This window comes from Flavihumibacter sp. UBA7668 (genome assembly GCF_002483205.1).
Classification (GTDB): Bacteria; Bacteroidota; Bacteroidia; order Chitinophagales; family Chitinophagaceae; genus Flavihumibacter.
In genome coordinates, this window is record NZ_DLHM01000007.1 from 856,422 (window position 1) to 873,075 (window position 16,654).

A 16,654-nucleotide genomic window follows, 5' to 3' on the forward strand; every position below is an offset into this window, starting at 1 on the left:
TACTATGCAAAAGCAGTTAAAATTTAATGGATATTATTTCTGCTGGACCATCCTGCTGTTTCTTACGGAAGTACTGATGGAAAAATATGTACATGATACTGTCATCCGTCCTTATGTTGGAGACCTTCTGGTGGTTATCTTATTATATTGTTTCGTTCGCTCATTTTTTAACTTCTCCATAAAAGCGACCGCGTTTGGAGTGCTGTTTTTTGCCTATGGCATTGAAGTGCTTCAATACCTGAATTTTATCAAACTGATTGGATTGCAGGATTATTACTGGGCCAATATGCTGATGGGTAATTATTTCGAATGGATGGATCTGGTTGCCTATTCCATGGGTATTGTACTTGTTCTCTTATTTGAATGTTGGCTTGTACCAATTTATAAAAACAGTTTTTCTGCAGCATGGCAGGGAATACTGGTATTTTTTAAAGAAGAATCCAACACATTGGTTCACCTGTTTTCTGCCGTTGGGGTAGTATTGTTAGCCTTTTTATTAAAAGTTGGACCTCTGGAGTGGATTGCCCTTTTGAGTTGTATCAACCTGGTTTGGGTGAGTGAGATAATTAACAGTTCCATCGAAACAATGGCTGATTTTATTTGTCCGCAACGGGATGATCGAATAAAAAAAATCAAGGATCTTGCTGCCGGAGCAGTTCTGGTAGCAGCTATTTTTTCTGCTATTATTGCTGCCATGGTTTTTGTACCCAAATTGATATTGCTGTTTAAGTAGCGCAGGACTACAACACCCGATGCTTCCAATATTTTTGTAGATTCATACTATGAGAAAAAAACTCGTCTGGTCGGGTAAATTGCTTGCAAAAGCATTGCTTGGTTTCATAGCTTTTATTGCATTGTATCTGCTAATGGCTTATTTACTTTCTTCCATAAAGATTGAAAGAGAAGCTGATAACGCACAGGACGTAGCCATTTATATCCTTACCAATGGGGTTCATACCGATATTGTTGTGCCGGCAAAAAATGAACTGTTTAACTGGACAGATTTTGTTCGGTATGAACATACCACCGGCAAGGACAGCAGTGCCTCCTGGCTGGCAATGGGCTGGGGCGATAAGGGCTTCTATCTGCAAACCCCTACCTGGGCGGAACTTAAAGCCTCTGTTGCTTTTAAAGCTGCATTCGGATTAAGTTCCTCAGCAATCCATGCAACCTATTACCGAAAATTAAACGAATCGGAGATATGCCGAAAAATACTGATCAGTCGAAAGCAATACCAACGACTGGTGAATTTTATCAGGAGCAGCTTTCGAACAGATTCCACCGGTAATTTTCAGCATATAGAAACTACTGCGAATTATGGCACCACAGATGCTTTTTATGAAGCACATGGCAGCTATAGTCTGTTTCGTACCTGTAATACCTGGGCCAATAATGTGTTGAAAGCATCAGGACAAAAAGCCTGTTACTGGACCGCGTTTGATACCGGAATTTTCGATAAGTACAAATAAGGAACTGCTAACTTATTTTACCAGTTTCTCAGTTATAGCTTTGCTGACTGCTTCAATTTGGGACCGAACATGCAATTTGTCGTATATGTGTTTTATATGGGTACGGACTGTATCAAGACTGATTGTAAGCTCGGAAGCAATCATTTTAAAACTGTTTCCATTTGATAATAATTGCAGTATTTCTTTTTCCCGATTGGTTAACTGATAATTTTTGGCAGCTACTACCGGTTGTTGCAGGCTGGATATTATAAGCCTGGCAATAGAAGGACTCATCGGAGCTCCTCCCTGAAGTACTTCCTGAATTGCATGAATCAGTTTGTCTGAAATATATTTTTTTAGGAGATATCCATTGGCACCGGCATACATGGCGTCGAAAACATGCGTATTGTCGTCGAAAACGGTAAGCATAATGATCTGAACCTGTTGATTGAAGCGCCGGATTTTACCAACTGCCTCAATTCCGCTGATTCCGGGCATATCAATGTCCATTAAAATCACTTCAGGATTCAATTCATGTACGAGCTCTTCCACATTGGAGCAATCTGGATAACTGGCCAAAACTATATATTCGCCTGTGAGCGCCAGCAGATTTGTCAGACTTTCCCTTAAAGTGGAGTTATCTTCAAAAATTAGTATACGAACTGGTTGATTCATAAGTTGAATGCAAACTAAAGCATTCCAATTCAGGATAAAATACCCTGATCAGGTGATATGCTTTCTGAGAAAAATCGTGGTGCCGGTCCCTTTTATTGATTCAACCTGAAATTCTGCCCCCATCGCCTGCGCTCTTGCCTTCATATTGGTGAGCCCGTTTCCCGTGAATTCCTGTCCTGTATCAAATCCGGTTCCATTATCCAGCATGGAAAGACTCAGCTCTTCTTTATCAAATTTCAGGGAGATGGTAACTTCTGTTGCTTTACTGTATTTAACGATATTGGTTATAGCTTCCTTGAACACGAGGTAGATATCCTTTCGTTCCTCCAGATTTAGTAGCGATTGCTGTGAAAAGCCCTTGGTTTCAAAATAATAATTGATCCCTATTGGTTCCAGCATCTCTGCTGCAAATTCTTTCATTTTAATCAATACTTTTTCCAGACTGTCATTTGCCGGATTGATGGCCCAGATCATATCACTCATGCTCTCCATCATATTACCAGAATGCGTTTTAATTTTTTGCAGGTAATCCTGCACCTCTTCTTTTTTCTCATCTTTCGCCATAGCAACCGTACTCAGAATATTAATACTGGTTAATGTTGATCCCATCTCATCATGTAGATCACGTGAAATTTTACTCCGTAATTTTTCTTCCGTTAAATATTTTGAAATCCGTTCCCCACAGATTTTTGCAATATTTTTTAATAGTCTGCTATGCCGGGATTGGAAGAAATATCGTTTGCTGTGTTCTGAATCAATAATTCCAAACAGTCGGCCATCCACCCAAATGGGTATGGTGATTTCTGCATTTCTTTTTTTATCATCTATTACATAGCGATGGTCACTTGCCGTATTCCCGATTCGTTCCGCTTTACCGGTTTTTGCAACTGTTCCAACTATTCCTTTGCCTAGCGGAATTTCCAAATGATTAATTATTTCTCGAGACGTATGCGGACTTTTCGGTCCGGCTGCCGCTCTTTGTACCATCACTTTTTTATCAGGATTGTATTGATACATGACACAATCTTCAAAGCCAAGAAGTTGGATACAGTTTGTTGCAACATCCCAGAAGATATCGTCTATACTTGTTTTGCCGTATAATGAAGTCGCAAACTGGTTTAGTATTTTTTCGTCTTTTACTTTTTGTTGAAGTGTATGAATGATGCGGAAAATAATAAAGCCTGTAATTGCCAGAAAGCCCAGTATAAACCAGGCATTTTTCCAAAGTGGGGGCGCTATCTCCAATTGGATCTTATTACTGGTTGTAATAAGCTGCCCATTCTGGTTGACAGCCCGCATGGAAAAGCTGTATTTTCCGGGTGGCAGATTTTGAAACAAGATGGTTTTTTCTGTTCCTGAACTCATCCATTTGGATGACCATCCATCCAGAAAATACTCAAATTGAATCGGATCGTTTGCAAAATACAGACCATCGTAGGTAAAAGTAGAGTGTGTTCCCGGGACTTGTTTTATCAACAGCGGGAACGAGTCAATTTTTTTGGATGGATGCGGGTAATAAAAAATCAGTCCACCTGCCGCTGCAAGTACGATTTCCCTGCCCGTTTTATTGTAATAAAGTGAATGCGGATACCTGGGATCCGATCCAAAATTGGAAACGGGCTGAATATCCCGAATAAGGTTTTCATTATCCGGTTTTTCTGTATCAATATATGAAAGACCTGTCTCCGATAATAGCCAAAGTGTATTTTCTTCACCCGCTGTTAAAGCATAGAATTGATTGTGTTGCATTCCATTCCGCATATCGAATTGGGTAAAACTGGCAGCATAGGGCTTACCCGGATTATTTCGATACAATCCCCCGGAATTTGTGGCAACCCACAAGGTGCCGGAAGGATCAATTGTAAGGTCATTAACCAAATTTAGAAATGCATAATACGGTAAACTGTCATTTTCATGATAAGGAGTTAATTTTTCCTTCGTGAAATCGTATTCAAAGAGGTAATTTCCAAAAGTTGATAACCAGATTTTATTATGAATGGAATCGTATTGTAATCCGGTTCCGGAAGTCTGTAGAAATACTGATTTCGGATCCTTCAAAGTTGAAAATTCTCTAGTTTTCGAATCGTAGATTAAAACACCTTTATTAAAGGAGCTGATCCAGATTCTGTTAAGGTGATCTGTTTCTATATCACGGTATACGGTAGCCGGACTATCATGCGGCGTTGGAAAGTGTTGCAGTGATTGATCCTTTCGATTTATTCGAAAGATTTTATCTTCTGTCAATAACCAGTGTTCACCCTTTATTTTTTTAACCGTATAACAGGAGCTAAGTTTATTTCCTTTATCATCTGATTGAATTTTTCTGATATTTCCATCTTTTTTTGAAAGAACGAAAAGAGCGGCAGGCTGAATGGCACAGGCATAGTATAGTGAGTCTGTTTCATCATAATATACACCTCCCATGCGATTGGTTCCCTCCTTATCTGATGCGTAAATCAGTGGTATAAAAAAAGAGCTGTGAGCTGCCTGATTTGAAAGAAAGATTCCATTTGGAGTTCCGACCCAGTACATATCGGCATTGTCTTTATAAGTGGTAGTAACGCCGCCCGGCGGTATCGAAGAACTGATAGATGGAATATGTTGATGGAGTTGAATTTTTTCTCTGTTGGGATCCGCACGTAACAACCCTTTTTCAGAAGCGACCCATATTTCGTTTTCAGAAATACCGGGTAAAGAGATGGATGGATAAGGTTCTGCAACCGGACTTAATTCCTGATATTTTCTGTTCTTTTCATTATAATGAAATACCTGTCCACCTTCCAGGGAGATCCACAGTTGCTGAATTGCAGCATCATATTGCAGATCAATTATGTCCTGATAATAATTTCCACCGACATAGGTGAATTGCTTTGTTCTGGTATTAAGATGGACCAACCCTTTATTGGAAGCCAGCCAAAATTCGTCCTTGTTTTTTTGGGCAAAGGATTGAATGGCATGATAGCCGGGCTCGGTAATGCTGCCGCTTATCGTTTTCACAAAACCTGGCCAGTCGTAAAATGTAAATGAATTGGTAGTCGGATTATAACAGGTGAATTCTTTAACATCGCAGGCTATCCATAATTGTCCATTGTCGTCAAACTGGATTTCCCAGATAAGAAAATTATGAAGGGTGCTTTCGGCAGATTGATTTGTACCCGGAATCCAGTTCGTCCATTGTTCGGTAATTGGATTAAATTTATTCAGTCCACTCATGGTTCCAACCCAGATATTCCCATCCCTGTCTCCGGTGATACAATTAATTATTTCATTAGAGATAGAATTTTCTTTTTTTGGTTTATAAATGGTAAAGGACTGGCCATCATATTTATTCAGCCCATTTTTTGTTCCAATCCAGATATAACCAGTCTGATCTTTATAGAGGGCTGTTATTCGATTGTCGCTTAATCCGTTTGCGGTTGTTAGTGTCTTTCCGGAATAATACAATTGCCCCATTCCTGTATGAACCATACAGGTTAAAAGGAGGGTAAAAATGCTGAAGAGGACCTTCTGCACGGTATTAGCTTGTTACCCTAAAATACTGTATTTTATACGGAGGAAGAAAATCTTGTAAAAAGTTTAAGAAGATAAATCAAGTACGAATGATTTCTAAATACTAGTTTTTCAGAACCTAAATCGTTTTTATGACACAGAAACCATCCAACGCCTTCGTTGGCGCTTCCTGGGTTGCCCTTGGTGTGGGTATTGTTGGTTACCTTGTTGGACTCTGGCGCGCTGATATGCCGCTTAATGAAAAAGGCTATTACTTCACTGTTTTAATGTTTGGACTTTTTGCTGGGATTGTTTGGAGCAATTACCGTTCAGAAAAATACGCGTGATTTGATAAACAGCAGAAAGGAATAAAACGCTATATCTGGCAGGCAGATGATACCCGGCAGGGATGGAGGAAAATGGTTTATGAAGATGTCTTTTTCTTTCTGAGTGCACCTGTACACCAGAGTGCCCAAATGATTAAAACTGGCTGAAAGAATAAACGGATCAATCGGGTACTGTCTGTATTCAAACCAAAAGCATCAATTTTATTGAGATACTGTGAGATGTTTCCCGGAAAGATCAGGAGGAAAAAGATGGCTGCTGCCCATCCCACCTGCCGGCGCCTTGCTTTCATCAGAAGTAAAGCCAACCCAAGACCAATTTCAATAAAACCCGAAACAACCACAACCAAATCCGGCTCCAGAGGAAGCCATTTTGGAACCTGTGCCAAAAACTCTCCACGTGCCCAGGTTAAGTGACCGATTCCGGCCAATAGTAAAAAAATCCCCAGCAGTACTCTCGCGGCATGCTGAATAAAACTTGCTTGCATGGGACTAAGATAAATAATCTTTATTGTTAATATAAATTCTGCCTTTTGTGATCTTGTCAAATTGGTGCATCTTACCGGCGGTATGAGTATAAATCCTAATAGAGCAGATCAGGCGAAATTGTTACGGAATGTCAGAAAGGTACACCGGACAATGGGAGCTACTCTTTTTCTGCTATTCCTGTTGGTTTCAATAACCGGACTTTTGCTTGGCTGGAAGAAACACAGTGGTGGCTGGGTTCAGGCAGAAACGGCAACAGGAAGCTCTTCCGATCTTAACAACTGGCTTCCGATTGATAGTCTTTATAACCTGGCTAGTCAATACCTGCATGATTCAGTTGATGCGGGACTTTCTACTGAATTGGATAAAATTGATATTCGTGCAGATAAAGGAATTGCCAAATTCATATTTACCCATCATTTCTGGGGCTTACAAATTGATGGTGCAACAGGTCAGTTACTGAAGGTTGAACAAAGACGCTCCGACTTTATTGAAAAATTACACGATGGCTCCATTATAGATATGAAGCTCCTTGGAAATGGTGCTGTATTTAAATTAATTTTTACCTCAGTTGCAGGTTTATCCCTTTTACTTTTTACCATCACTGGTTTCTGGCTTTGGTATGGCCCGAAGAAAATGAGACGCGAAACCTGAAACGGCTCACTCCATTACGCCTTCCTTAATTTCTTCCCATAAATCACTGTAACATTGAGCGGCATAAGAAGAGGCTGCAAAAGCGTGTAAGGGTGCCTGATAGGTGCCCATTTTTTCCACGTCAGAGAGATAGGGAATATAATTATGAAAGAATTTATTATCGCGAATCAATTCCTGCATGATTTCATTGTGCATGTTTTTTCGAATGTCCACCATGGTGAAACAGCACATCAGTTTGGATTCATCCAGGTTTTTTTCTCTGAAATAATCCTTCACCATTTCGTAACTGCGTACGGAAAGTGTAGTGGGGATGGTTGGCATCAGAATGATATCGGTGGCATAAAATATATTCTCAGATAATACCGAAAAGCCCGGCGGACAGTCAATAAACACAAAATCATATTCCTTTTCGAGCTGGTTTAGAATCGATTTAAACCGGCGTTTGGAACTTCGCAGTTCTTCGAGAATTATATCGAGGTTACGTGCTGTGAGATCTGCCGGAATGATATCAATATTTTCATAACCGGTAGCCATTACCAGATCATCCAAATCGAGCTGTTCACTGAATAATTTCTGGGTACCACTTTTGATTTTCGGTTGTACATTATAGTAAAACGAAGTGGATCCCTGCGGGTCAAGGTCCCATAACAGGACTTTGTATCCGTCCTGAGCTGCCAGATATGACAGGTTTACACAAGTGGCTGTTTTGCCAACGCCACCTTTTAAATGGTAGAGTGCGATGGAAATCATATTGGAAAAATACCCTATTTCTTCATGCTATCCAATTCCTTTTGCATGCGGAACATTTCATCCCGAAGTCGTGCTGCTTCCATAAAGTCCAGGTCGCGGGCGGCTTTTTCCATGGTTTTTTTGGTTTGAGCAATGGCTTTTTCCATTTGCGGGATGGTCTTGTATTGTTCCTGATCTTCTGCAGCAACTTCTACCAGTTCGCCATCAGGAGCCATCACATAAGGGTTCCTGATATCATACCCTTTGATATCCAGCACAGAAGTTTGTGCCATTACCTGCTCAATTGATTTGATAACCGTTCGGGGTGTAATTCCGTGTTCCAGATTATAGGCAACCTGTTTTTCTCGTCGGCGGGTCGTTTCATCAATGGTTCGCTGCATGCTTTCTGTGATTTTATCGCCATAGAATATAACGAGTCCGTCTACATTACGGGCAGCCCTTCCAGCGGTTTGGGTAAGTGATCGTTCATTTCGCAGAAAGCCTTCCTTATCCGCATCGAGGATGGCTACCAGAGATACTTCGGGCAGATCGAGCCCCTCTCTTAGGAGGTTAACGCCAACCAGTACATCAATTTCGCCTAACCGAAGCTGCCGGAGAATTTCCACCCGGTCGAGGGTATCAACTTCAGAATGGATATATTTCGATTTGATATTGATCCGCTGAAGGTATTTATCCATTTCTTCTGCCATCCGCTTGGTAAGGGTTGTAACCAGTACCCGATCGCCTTTTTTAATGCGTAGATCAATTTCCTGTAGCAGGTCATCGATCTGATTGATGCTTGGCCGAACTTCAATGGGAGGGTCCAGCAGGCCGGTTGGACGAACCACTTGTTCAATCACTACACCACCGGTTTGTTCCAGTTCGAATTCACCGGGAGTAGCCGAAACGTAAATTACCTGATTCAGCAGGCTTTCAAATTCGTGAAAATTGAGTGGCCGGTTGTCCAGCGCAGAGGGTAATCGGAACCCAAAATCCACCAGATTCAGTTTTCTGCTTCGGTCACCTCCATACATACCACTGACCTGGGGAATAGTCTGATGGCTTTCGTCAATAACACAGAGGTAATCCTTTGGGAAATAGTCCAGAAGACAGAAGGGGCGGGTTCCAGGATCCCGGCGATCGAAAAAGCGGGAGTAGTTTTCCACCCCGTTGCAATAGCCGAGTTCACGGATCATTTCAAGGTCGTAGTTTACTCTTTCACTAATTCGCTGGGCTTCAATAAACCGTCCCTGAGATTTGAAATACTCAACCTGTGCAGCCATTTCATCCTGAATTTCATTCAGCACCTGGTGCATCATATCCTTGGGAGCAAGATAAAGGTTGGCTGGAAAGATAGCAGCATTGTCTAATTTGCCAATTCGTTTGCCGGTTTGAATTTCGAAACTTTCGATGGTTTCAATTTCATCGCCAAAGAAAATGATGCGATAGCCGATATCAAGATAGGGCAGGTTTATATCGATGGTATCACCCTTCACCCGGAAAGTGCCGCGGGTGAAATCGGTTTGCGTTCGGGTATAGAGGGAATTTACCAGCGCATGCAGAAATCCCTGCCGGGAAATGGCTTGTCCCGTATGGATACGAACGATACCATTCTCAAATTCCGTGGGGTTACCCATACCATAGATACAGCTCACAGAAGCCACCACTATAATGTCTCTGCGCCCGCTGAGCAATTGTGATGTTGCCTGCAGGCGAAGTTTGTCGAGTTCTTCATTGATAGCCAGGTCTTTTTCAATATAGGTATCGGATACCGGGAGATAGGCTTCGGGCTGGTAGTAATCGTAATAGGAAACAAAGTATCCTACGGCATTATCAGGAAAGAATTGTTTGAACTCGCCGTACAACTGTGCCACCAGGGTTTTGTTATGCGTAAGCACCAGGGTGGGTTTCTGTACATTCTGAATAACATTGGCAATGGTGAAGGTTTTACCGCTTCCGGTTACGCCCAGCAGGGTTTGTTGTCTTTCTCCACTACGCAGACCTTCTGTGAGTTGGGCAATGGCAGCGGGCTGATCACCGGCCGGCTGGTAAGAGGATTTCAGTTGGAAAGGCATGGAGCAAATATACGAAGGGAGAGGGGAGGAGGGAGAAGGGGGGCAAAACGAGCTGCACCCATATATAATCCATGTACCGTACTTTCCTTATCCTTGTGTCGTTTGATTGATTATTGACTTAAAATACCATTGGGTAAATTTCTTTGACCCTCCTCCCTTTTCCTCTTTCGCCCTTTCCTTTTCTCTTCTCCCAGCTCCCTTCTTCCTATCTTCACAAAAATTCAATCTACCATGAGTGATGCGGCGGTAATCAGGAAATTCAGGGCAATTGGAACGGCTGAGGGCATTTCCTTTCTTTTGTTATTGGGCATTGCGATGCCGCTAAAATATATGATGGGAATTCCTGAAGCGGTGAAGTATACCGGCTGGATCCATGGAATTCTTTTTGTATGGTACTGTTATATGGTAATTGAAGCCGGACAGGCACTTAAATGGAAATTTGGCAGAATTTTTCTGGCATTTCTTGCGGCCTTATTGCCGCTGGGGCCCTTTCTTTTTGATCGCTGGTTTTTACGAAAGGGTAAGTCTGTGCTGGAAGAATAGGAAATCAGTCTTTGATTTTTCTGGTCAGATAACCGGAGTAATCGGGAATAACAGCTTCATATGCACCGGACATCAGCGGGGAACTTATTATAAAATCTGCTGTAGCCGGATCGCAGGCTACAACACAGTTCCAGGCGATGGCTACACGCAGCAGGGCTTTAACATCACTATCATGTGGCTGGGCTTCCATAGGGTCCCAGAAGAAAATAAGAATATCGATAGCACCGTCGGCAATCATTGCTCCGATTTGCTGATCACCACCAAGCGGACCGCTTAATAATTTTTTCACCGGACGATCCAGCTTGTCTTCCAGCAATCTGCCGGTAGTGCCGGTGGCGAGCAGTTCATGTCTTGCCAGTATTACTTTATTCGTTTCAGCCCAATCCACCATTTCTTTTTTCTTTTTATCATGGGCTACCATCGCAATACGTTTACGGGGACTAAAACTTCTGTTTTGCAACATGCTGAAAATCTTTGCGCTATATTCCTGTTAAAGCCGCTGGTTCCGGTTCATTCGGCACAATAATTGTTCACAACTTATCCACAACCCAAGGACCAGGACCCATGCACTTACTAACTCCCGTTATGGCAATCGCCATTTTTTGCCGTCTATTACCAGTTGCAGCGCAAACAAATCAGGCATCGCCGCTTACACCGTCCATGGGTATGCGAAATTTGCTGTCGATTCGGTTAGACGATCCGGTTATATTGGTGCCAGGTAAGGTTTTGCTGAAATGGGAGTTAGCAACAGCCAAGCGTGGGGGTTATGCAAATGTAGAAAGGGCAACATTTAAAGATGGTCCATTTGAAGTGCTGGCGGTAATCCGTCAGGATTCGGTATTGGCAAAATTTACAGATGAGCAACCGATGAAAGGGAAAAACTTCTATCGGTTGAACTGGATGCTGGAGGATGGAACAAGGTTTGTTTCAAATACTGTTCAGGCAAATCTGGCGGGGGACATGACCTGTCGATTTTATCCGAATCCGGTTGATAATGTATTGATTGTCCGCTCTGAGCAGGCCCTGGATCTGGTTTTATCGGATGCCAACGGAAAAATAATGGTGAGTTTGAAATTGCAGCCCGGATTACAAACCGTAGATGTCTCGAAATTGGATAAAGGTTTGTATATCATCACATTAACCCAGATGGAAAGCGGCCGTGTGATTACAGAAAAGCTCATGAAAAACTAGCAGCATTACACGTATTTCTACTCAATTTTGGGAAACCTGTTGTGTATATAGTAGAAAACCACTATTATTGTAATGGTTTTTCATAGGATATTGGATTTTAAAAACGGGGTTGAATGTCTATTCTGACCCCTTTTTTTATGCCCGGTCTGAACAGACTTTCTTCTTTTTTTTATTGTGTACAGAGAGTTAATTTCCAGCTAAAATCATGCCTAACTTGAGTTAGTTGAATTACCAAAAACTTCTTCCTTTTTTATACAATTTTATTGTTCTCCACGTAATTCTGCCTGATACAGCTTGTTTTGTTTATGAATTCCGACTAAACAGATCACTTTTATTGATTTTATGTTAATTGGTTCTGCCAGGATTTAACATTTTTATCTGTTTTAAGCATCGGAGCAGAATTTTTTTTCAATTTTTTCACTTTTTAACCAGTTTTTTTATTCTGGATTAAACTCCTTCACAATCAATGTTTTTCTTAACAAAAACTTATTTAACAGGAGTTTTTGTAGTTGTTTTTCGAAACCCTTCCTAAGATATTACCCGAAACTTATCGAAAATTAACCTATTTTGACAATCTATATAAAATTGTTAAAAAGTTAATCGGACATCTATAAAGAATTAACAACAATGGCGGGTAAGTCGGATTTATATAAGAGTAAAATATTAAAAGAGCTCTGTCTGGGTAATTTATTATCCGGCTCAGATATCAGCATCCGGATTGAACGCAGTCTCCCGCTAACCCTACGTGTATTAAATGAACTGGTCCAGGAAGGTATGGTGGAAGAAAAGGGGTATGCTGCTTCTACCGGAGGACGTCGTCCTTTAATGTATGCGCTGGCACCTGGTAAAATGTATGGTATTGCTATTGCGATGGACCAGCTGATTACCCGGATTGCTCTTATTGATTTACAGAGTTTTGGCATATTGGACACCCGCAAGCTGAACCTGAGGTTAAAAAACAATGAGGATGCACTGCAACAGCTTATCCAGCATATTCGCAGTTTTATTAGTGAATTAACCATTGATCCAGAGAAAATAATTGGAATTGGAATCGGGATGCCTGGTTTTATAGATGTGAACAAAGGAATCAATTATTCTTATCTGGATAATAATGGAGACAGTATTTCCCAGCGGATGGAGGAAGAAATTGGGATTCCGGTTTATATAGACAATGATTCCAGTGTAATTGCGCTGGCGGAATTCAAGTTGGGAGGTGCCAAGAACAAAAGCAATGCCATGGTGATCAATGTTTCCTGGGGTGTTGGTTTGGGTATGATTGTAAATGGCGAATTATTCAGAGGATATAATGGTTTCTCCGGGGAGTTTAGTCATATCCCCATATTTAATAATAACAAGTTATGTGAATGTGGTAAAAATGGCTGTCTTGAAACGGAAGCATCGCTGCGGGTAGTGGTGGATAAAGCACGGCAGGGCATTTCGGAAGGACGTGTTACCAGTATGAAACATCTTCCGGAAGAAATTGAGGAAGCCTGTCACGAAGTTTTGAAATCAGCTACCAGGGGCGATCAGTTTGCAGTAGAGCTTTTATCGGAGGCTGCCATGCAAATCGGAAAAGGCATCGCCATCCTTATTCACATAATGAATCCGGAGCTCATCATATTAAGTGGCAGGGGAGCGGCTGCCGGAAATCTTTGGTTGCCACCTATACAACAGGCTTTGAATCGCTATTGTATTCCCCGGCTGGCAGCCTATACCCACATGGAAATATCCCGGCTCAGCAAGGAAGCAGAGTTAATGGGCGCGGCCAGTCTGGTCGTGGAAAATATTGATAAACCGCAAAAACCAACCCCTTCTATTCCAGCACACCCTTTTGTAGCCTAGCACCGATAGGTGTGCTTTTTAGTTAATAACAAATCAAAATCAACTGCAATGAAAAAACGGATCCAAACGTTTCTGCTCTTTCTGGTGGCCAGCTGCTTCGCTACAGTGGCTGTGGCCCAGTCCAGGCAGGTGTCAGGAACAGTCAAGGACAAACAAGGCGCTCCAATCTCCGGCGCCACGGTTATTGAAAAAGGAACCTCTAATGGGATTACAACGAATGATGATGGTGTGTTCAATCTATTCGTTGAAGGTTCAAACGCTGTAATTGTAATTTCCGCCATCAATTTCAGTAATCAGGAAATTACGGTAGGACAACAAACATCATTTGATATCACGCTTGAAAAAGGATCAGGGAATCTGGATGAAGTTGTTGTAACTGCACTTGGAATCAAGCGGCAGAAAAAATCACTGGGTTATGCAGTTCAGGAAATAAAGGGTTCTGCGATTTCTGATGCCCGTGAAACAAACATTGCCAATGCACTGACAGGTAAAGTTGCTGGTCTGCAGGTAGTTCGATCCAGTAATGGGGCTGGTGGTTCTTCAAAAATTGTATTAAGAGGAAACACTTCTTTACAAGGGTCGAATCAACCCTTGATTGTAGTAGATGGAATACCAATTGACAACTTCACCGGTACAACTGAAAATGGATACTGGAGTGCAGGCTTTGACAAAGGAAATGGTTTGGGTGATATTAATGCCGAAGACATTGAAAGCATGTCCATTCTGAAAGGCCCTTCTGCGGCTGCATTGTATGGTTCTAGAGCGGGTAATGGTGTTATTCTGATTACTACCAAATCTGGACGTAAGAGTAACGGACTGGGTATTAATTTTACTATGAATCAGGGTATTGAGAATATTTTTATCAAACCGGATATTCAGAATAGTTTTGGTCAGGGAGATCAGGGAATTTACGATCGAAACAGTCAATTAAGCTGGGGACCAAAAGCAGAAGGACAGGATGTTACAAAATGGGATGGATCAACTGCTCCATTAACTACCTCACATGATAATGTAGATAATTTCCTTCGTTCAGGCACTTCACAGAGTTACAATTTATCTTTTCAACAACAATTAGGTGCAACTGCTGTGTATACTTCACTTGGCCGTTGGATTGATAAAAGCATTATACCAAATAATAAATTGGAAAGAACCAATCTGACTACGCGCGCAGTATCCAAATTTGGTAAAGACAATCGGTGGACAACCGACGTAAAGATTTCTTATAATAATACGGCAGGTTTCAATCGCCCGATTAATGGACGGGATGTAAGCAATGTATTTACATTATATACCCTGCCAAGAAGTATGAATATCAACGATTTTAAAACTTCTAGAAATGAGGATGGAGGAATGATCTGGTATGAAGGTGCTCCTGGTTGGCAAAATAATCCGCACTGGAATACCAATTACAACCTCAATAAGGATGTACGTGATCGATTCATGATTAATGGATCAGTTAAGTATGCGTTCACTGATTGGCTTGATGCAGAGATCAAAGCTGGAGGCGATATTTATACTACGAGTTCTCAACGTAAAGTATATGCCGGAAGTAACAGGGCGAATGAATACAGCGAGGGAAAACAAACATTCTTTGAAACAAACTACAGCGCATTAATTACTGCTAAAAAAGACAATTTATTTGGAAAGTTTGGTGGAATTGCATCGGTAGGTGGGAACCTTATGCATACCGAAAGCAGCTCAATTAATGTGGGTACCGGACAATTAGAAGTGCCAGATGTCTTTTCTCTAACAAATGGTGTAAACCCTCCAAGTGTAAGCCAGTGGTATAGCAATAAAAAAATTAATTCTTTATACGGGACCTTTGGATTGAACTATGATGGATTCATTTATTTAGATGTCACTACCAGGAATGACTGGTCTTCCTCTTTAATTAAAGCCAATCGTTCTTATTTTTATCCATCATTTAGTCTTTCTTATGTCTTCACTGATATGATGGAATCGCTGGGTGGTAAAACTCCATCCTGGTTAAGTTATCTCAAATTAAGAGCTTCACATGCCACCGTAGGTAATGATATGGATCCTTTTAATTTGTATAATGGTTTTAATATTGGCCGAGGACCAAATGGTAATACCACCGCATCCAGAATTCAATTATTAAAAGATTCCAATGTAGTAAGTGAACTAATTAAAAACCTGGAGTTTGGTGTGGAGAGCAGATTCTTTAACAATCGCCTTGGAATTGATTTTACATGGTATAAATCAAATGCAACCAACCAACTTATCAGAATTCCTATGGATCCATTAAGTGGTTATGGAAATAGAATTATAAATGCAGGTAATATTCAGAATAAGGGAATTGAATTGGTTGTAGATTACCGAGTGTTGTCAAATCCAAAATCACTCAGTTGGAATATTATCGCTAACTATTCAAGAAATGAAAATAAAATTATTGATATAGCCAGTAATATTGATGTAAACCGATTCGATCTCGGAGCATTTGATGATTTGTTTATTCGTGCCAATACCGGCGGATTATATGGTGACATTTATGGAACTAAATTGTTGCGGGTAGAAGATCAATCAAGTCCTTATTTTGGTCAATTGCTCTTAAACTCTGATGGACTACCTCAGCGAACTTCCGAGTTATTCCTATTGGGAAATCAGCAGGCAAAAGCATTGCTCGGTATTACAAACACGTTCAATTACAAGAATTTCGGACTCTCCTTCCTGGTCGATGGACGGTTGGGCGGTGAAATGTTTTCTGCTTCCAATGTAGGCTTACAACGTTTTGGTGTAGCTGCAGTAACTGCTCCAGGTGGTGCAAGACCTGATTTTGTTGTGGATGGAGTGATTCAGGACGGTTCAGGTGGATTCAGTAAAAACTCAGAAACAGTTACTCAGCAACAATATTGGGGTCAGTTATCAACGCTGAATAATCTTGGTGTAGGTGAAGCTTATATTTATGATGCTACCAATATCCGGCTACGTAATGTTCAATTAACTTACAGTTTTGCAAAATCAGTTTTAGCTAAAACGCCGCTTCAATCTGCAAGAATTGCCCTTTCCTGTAATAATGTATGGATGATAAAGAGCCATATGAATGGAATTGATCCTGAATCAGTTTTTGCAACCGGAAGTAATGCAGTAGGTTTTGAAAATGGAGCTTTTCCAACCATGAGAAGCTTTTTATTCAGTGTGAACATTGGATTTTGATTAC

At 41.1% G+C, this 16,654-nt stretch carries 14 protein-coding genes; 8 read left to right on the forward strand and 6 right to left on the reverse strand.

From position 1 onward, the window contains the following. Positions 1–4: 4 nt before the first annotated feature. Together B2746_RS21085 and B2746_RS21090 are read left to right on the forward strand one after the other, a co-directional pair. On the forward strand, positions 5–733 hold the full coding sequence (locus B2746_RS21085) for a diacylglycerol kinase (protein WP_290798666.1): 729 nt from the start codon (positions 5–7) through the stop codon (positions 731–733). A gap of 49 nt (positions 734–782) precedes the next feature. Then, the gene (locus B2746_RS21090; protein WP_290798668.1) at positions 783–1,469 is read left to right on the forward strand and encodes a TIGR02117 family protein; all 687 of its coding nucleotides are present in this window, start codon (positions 783–785) and stop codon (positions 1,467–1,469) included. Positions 1,470–1,481: 12 nt separating this feature from the next. Here the strand turns inward: B2746_RS21090 and B2746_RS21095 are convergent, their stop codons facing one another. Continuing rightward, entirely contained in the window at positions 1,482–2,123 is a 642-nt protein-coding gene (locus B2746_RS21095; RefSeq protein WP_290798670.1) for a response regulator, read from the reverse strand. A 48-nt stretch (positions 2,124–2,171) separates the two neighbouring features. After that, positions 2,172–5,591 carry a sensor histidine kinase gene (locus B2746_RS21100; protein ID WP_290798672.1) on the reverse strand — a complete coding sequence of 1,140 codons (3,420 nt, stop codon included), beginning with the start codon at positions 5,589–5,591 and terminating at the stop codon, positions 2,172–2,174. A gap of 173 nt (positions 5,592–5,764) precedes the next feature. Between B2746_RS21100 and B2746_RS21105 the strand changes: the two genes are divergently transcribed. After that, positions 5,765–5,959: a YiaA/YiaB family inner membrane protein gene (locus tag B2746_RS21105; RefSeq protein WP_290798674.1), complete on the forward strand. Its 195-nt coding sequence runs from the start codon at positions 5,765–5,767 to the stop codon at positions 5,957–5,959. A 77-nt stretch (positions 5,960–6,036) separates the two neighbouring features. On the opposite strand, the gene B2746_RS21110 is transcribed toward B2746_RS21105, so the two are convergent. Further along, complete coding sequence (locus tag B2746_RS21110) at positions 6,037–6,444, reverse strand: DoxX family protein (protein WP_290798676.1); 408 nt, start codon at positions 6,442–6,444, stop codon at positions 6,037–6,039. Positions 6,445–6,526: 82 nt separating this feature from the next. Between B2746_RS21110 and B2746_RS21115 the strand changes: the two genes are divergently transcribed. Then, the gene (locus B2746_RS21115; protein WP_290798679.1) at positions 6,527–7,096 is read left to right on the forward strand and encodes a PepSY domain-containing protein; all 570 of its coding nucleotides are present in this window, start codon (positions 6,527–6,529) and stop codon (positions 7,094–7,096) included. Positions 7,097–7,102: 6 nt separating this feature from the next. Here the strand turns inward: B2746_RS21115 and B2746_RS21120 are convergent, their stop codons facing one another. Together B2746_RS21120 and uvrB are read right to left on the reverse strand one after the other, a co-directional pair. Beyond that, the gene (locus B2746_RS21120) at positions 7,103–7,846 is read right to left on the reverse strand and encodes a ParA family protein (protein ID WP_290798681.1); all 744 of its coding nucleotides are present in this window, start codon (positions 7,844–7,846) and stop codon (positions 7,103–7,105) included. 14 nt (positions 7,847–7,860) lie between these two features. Continuing rightward, entirely contained in the window at positions 7,861–9,900 is a 2,040-nt protein-coding gene (uvrB, locus tag B2746_RS21125; RefSeq protein ID WP_290798684.1) for an excinuclease ABC subunit UvrB, read from the reverse strand. Positions 9,901–10,131: 231 nt separating this feature from the next. Between uvrB and B2746_RS21130 the strand changes: the two genes are divergently transcribed. Continuing rightward, a complete protein-coding gene (locus B2746_RS21130; RefSeq protein ID WP_290798687.1) occupies positions 10,132–10,443 on the forward strand; it encodes a DUF3817 domain-containing protein in 312 nt (103 codons plus the stop codon). Between the two features lie 4 nt (positions 10,444–10,447). Here B2746_RS21130 and B2746_RS21135 read toward each other — a convergent pair whose 3' ends face one another. Continuing rightward, positions 10,448–10,906, reverse strand: coding sequence for a methylglyoxal synthase (locus B2746_RS21135; RefSeq protein WP_290798690.1), 459 nt, complete (start codon positions 10,904–10,906; stop codon positions 10,448–10,450). A gap of 122 nt (positions 10,907–11,028) precedes the next feature. Here B2746_RS21135 and B2746_RS21140 point away from each other — a divergent pair, with 122 nt between their 5' ends. The 3 genes from B2746_RS21140 to B2746_RS21150 all read left to right on the forward strand — a co-directional run bounded on the left by B2746_RS21140 (position 11,029) and on the right by B2746_RS21150 (position 16,650). Then, positions 11,029–11,634 carry a T9SS type A sorting domain-containing protein gene (locus B2746_RS21140; protein WP_290798693.1) on the forward strand — a complete coding sequence of 202 codons (606 nt, stop codon included), beginning with the start codon at positions 11,029–11,031 and terminating at the stop codon, positions 11,632–11,634. A 627-nt stretch (positions 11,635–12,261) separates the two neighbouring features. Next, entirely contained in the window at positions 12,262–13,476 is a 1,215-nt protein-coding gene (locus B2746_RS21145) for an ROK family protein (RefSeq protein WP_290798696.1), read from the forward strand. A 48-nt stretch (positions 13,477–13,524) separates the two neighbouring features. After that, the gene (locus tag B2746_RS21150; RefSeq protein WP_290798699.1) at positions 13,525–16,650 is read left to right on the forward strand and encodes a SusC/RagA family TonB-linked outer membrane protein; all 3,126 of its coding nucleotides are present in this window, start codon (positions 13,525–13,527) and stop codon (positions 16,648–16,650) included. Positions 16,651–16,654 lie beyond the last annotated feature (4 nt).

Bases quoted from the DNA above. Each gene is read 5' to 3' on its own strand.
- B2746_RS21090 (WP_290798668.1), top strand. From the start codon at position 783: ATGAGAAAAAAACTCGTCTGGTCGGGTAAATTGCTTGCAAAAGCATTG.
- B2746_RS21105 (WP_290798674.1), top strand. From the start codon at position 5,765: ATGACACAGAAACCATCCAACGCCTTCGTTGGCGCTTCCTGGGTTGCC.
- B2746_RS21145 (WP_290798696.1), top strand. From the start codon at position 12,262: ATGGCGGGTAAGTCGGATTTATATAAGAGTAAAATATTAAAAGAGCTC.
- B2746_RS21115 (WP_290798679.1), top strand. From the start codon at position 6,527: ATGAGTATAAATCCTAATAGAGCAGATCAGGCGAAATTGTTACGGAAT.
- B2746_RS21110 (WP_290798676.1), bottom strand. From the start codon at position 6,444: ATGCAAGCAAGTTTTATTCAGCATGCCGCGAGAGTACTGCTGGGGATT.
- B2746_RS21100 (WP_290798672.1), bottom strand. From the start codon at position 5,591: ATGGTTCATACAGGAATGGGGCAATTGTATTATTCCGGAAAGACACTA.
- B2746_RS21120 (WP_290798681.1), bottom strand. From the start codon at position 7,846: ATGATTTCCATCGCACTCTACCATTTAAAAGGTGGCGTTGGCAAAACA.
- B2746_RS21095 (WP_290798670.1), bottom strand. From the start codon at position 2,123: ATGAATCAACCAGTTCGTATACTAATTTTTGAAGATAACTCCACTTTA.
- B2746_RS21130 (WP_290798687.1), top strand. From the start codon at position 10,132: ATGAGTGATGCGGCGGTAATCAGGAAATTCAGGGCAATTGGAACGGCT.
- uvrB (WP_290798684.1), bottom strand. From the start codon at position 9,900: ATGCCTTTCCAACTGAAATCCTCTTACCAGCCGGCCGGTGATCAGCCC.
- B2746_RS21150 (WP_290798699.1), top strand. From the start codon at position 13,525: ATGAAAAAACGGATCCAAACGTTTCTGCTCTTTCTGGTGGCCAGCTGC.
- B2746_RS21140 (WP_290798693.1), top strand. From the start codon at position 11,029: ATGGCAATCGCCATTTTTTGCCGTCTATTACCAGTTGCAGCGCAAACA.
- B2746_RS21135 (WP_290798690.1), bottom strand. From the start codon at position 10,906: ATGTTGCAAAACAGAAGTTTTAGTCCCCGTAAACGTATTGCGATGGTA.
- B2746_RS21085 (WP_290798666.1), top strand. From the start codon at position 5: ATGCAAAAGCAGTTAAAATTTAATGGATATTATTTCTGCTGGACCATC.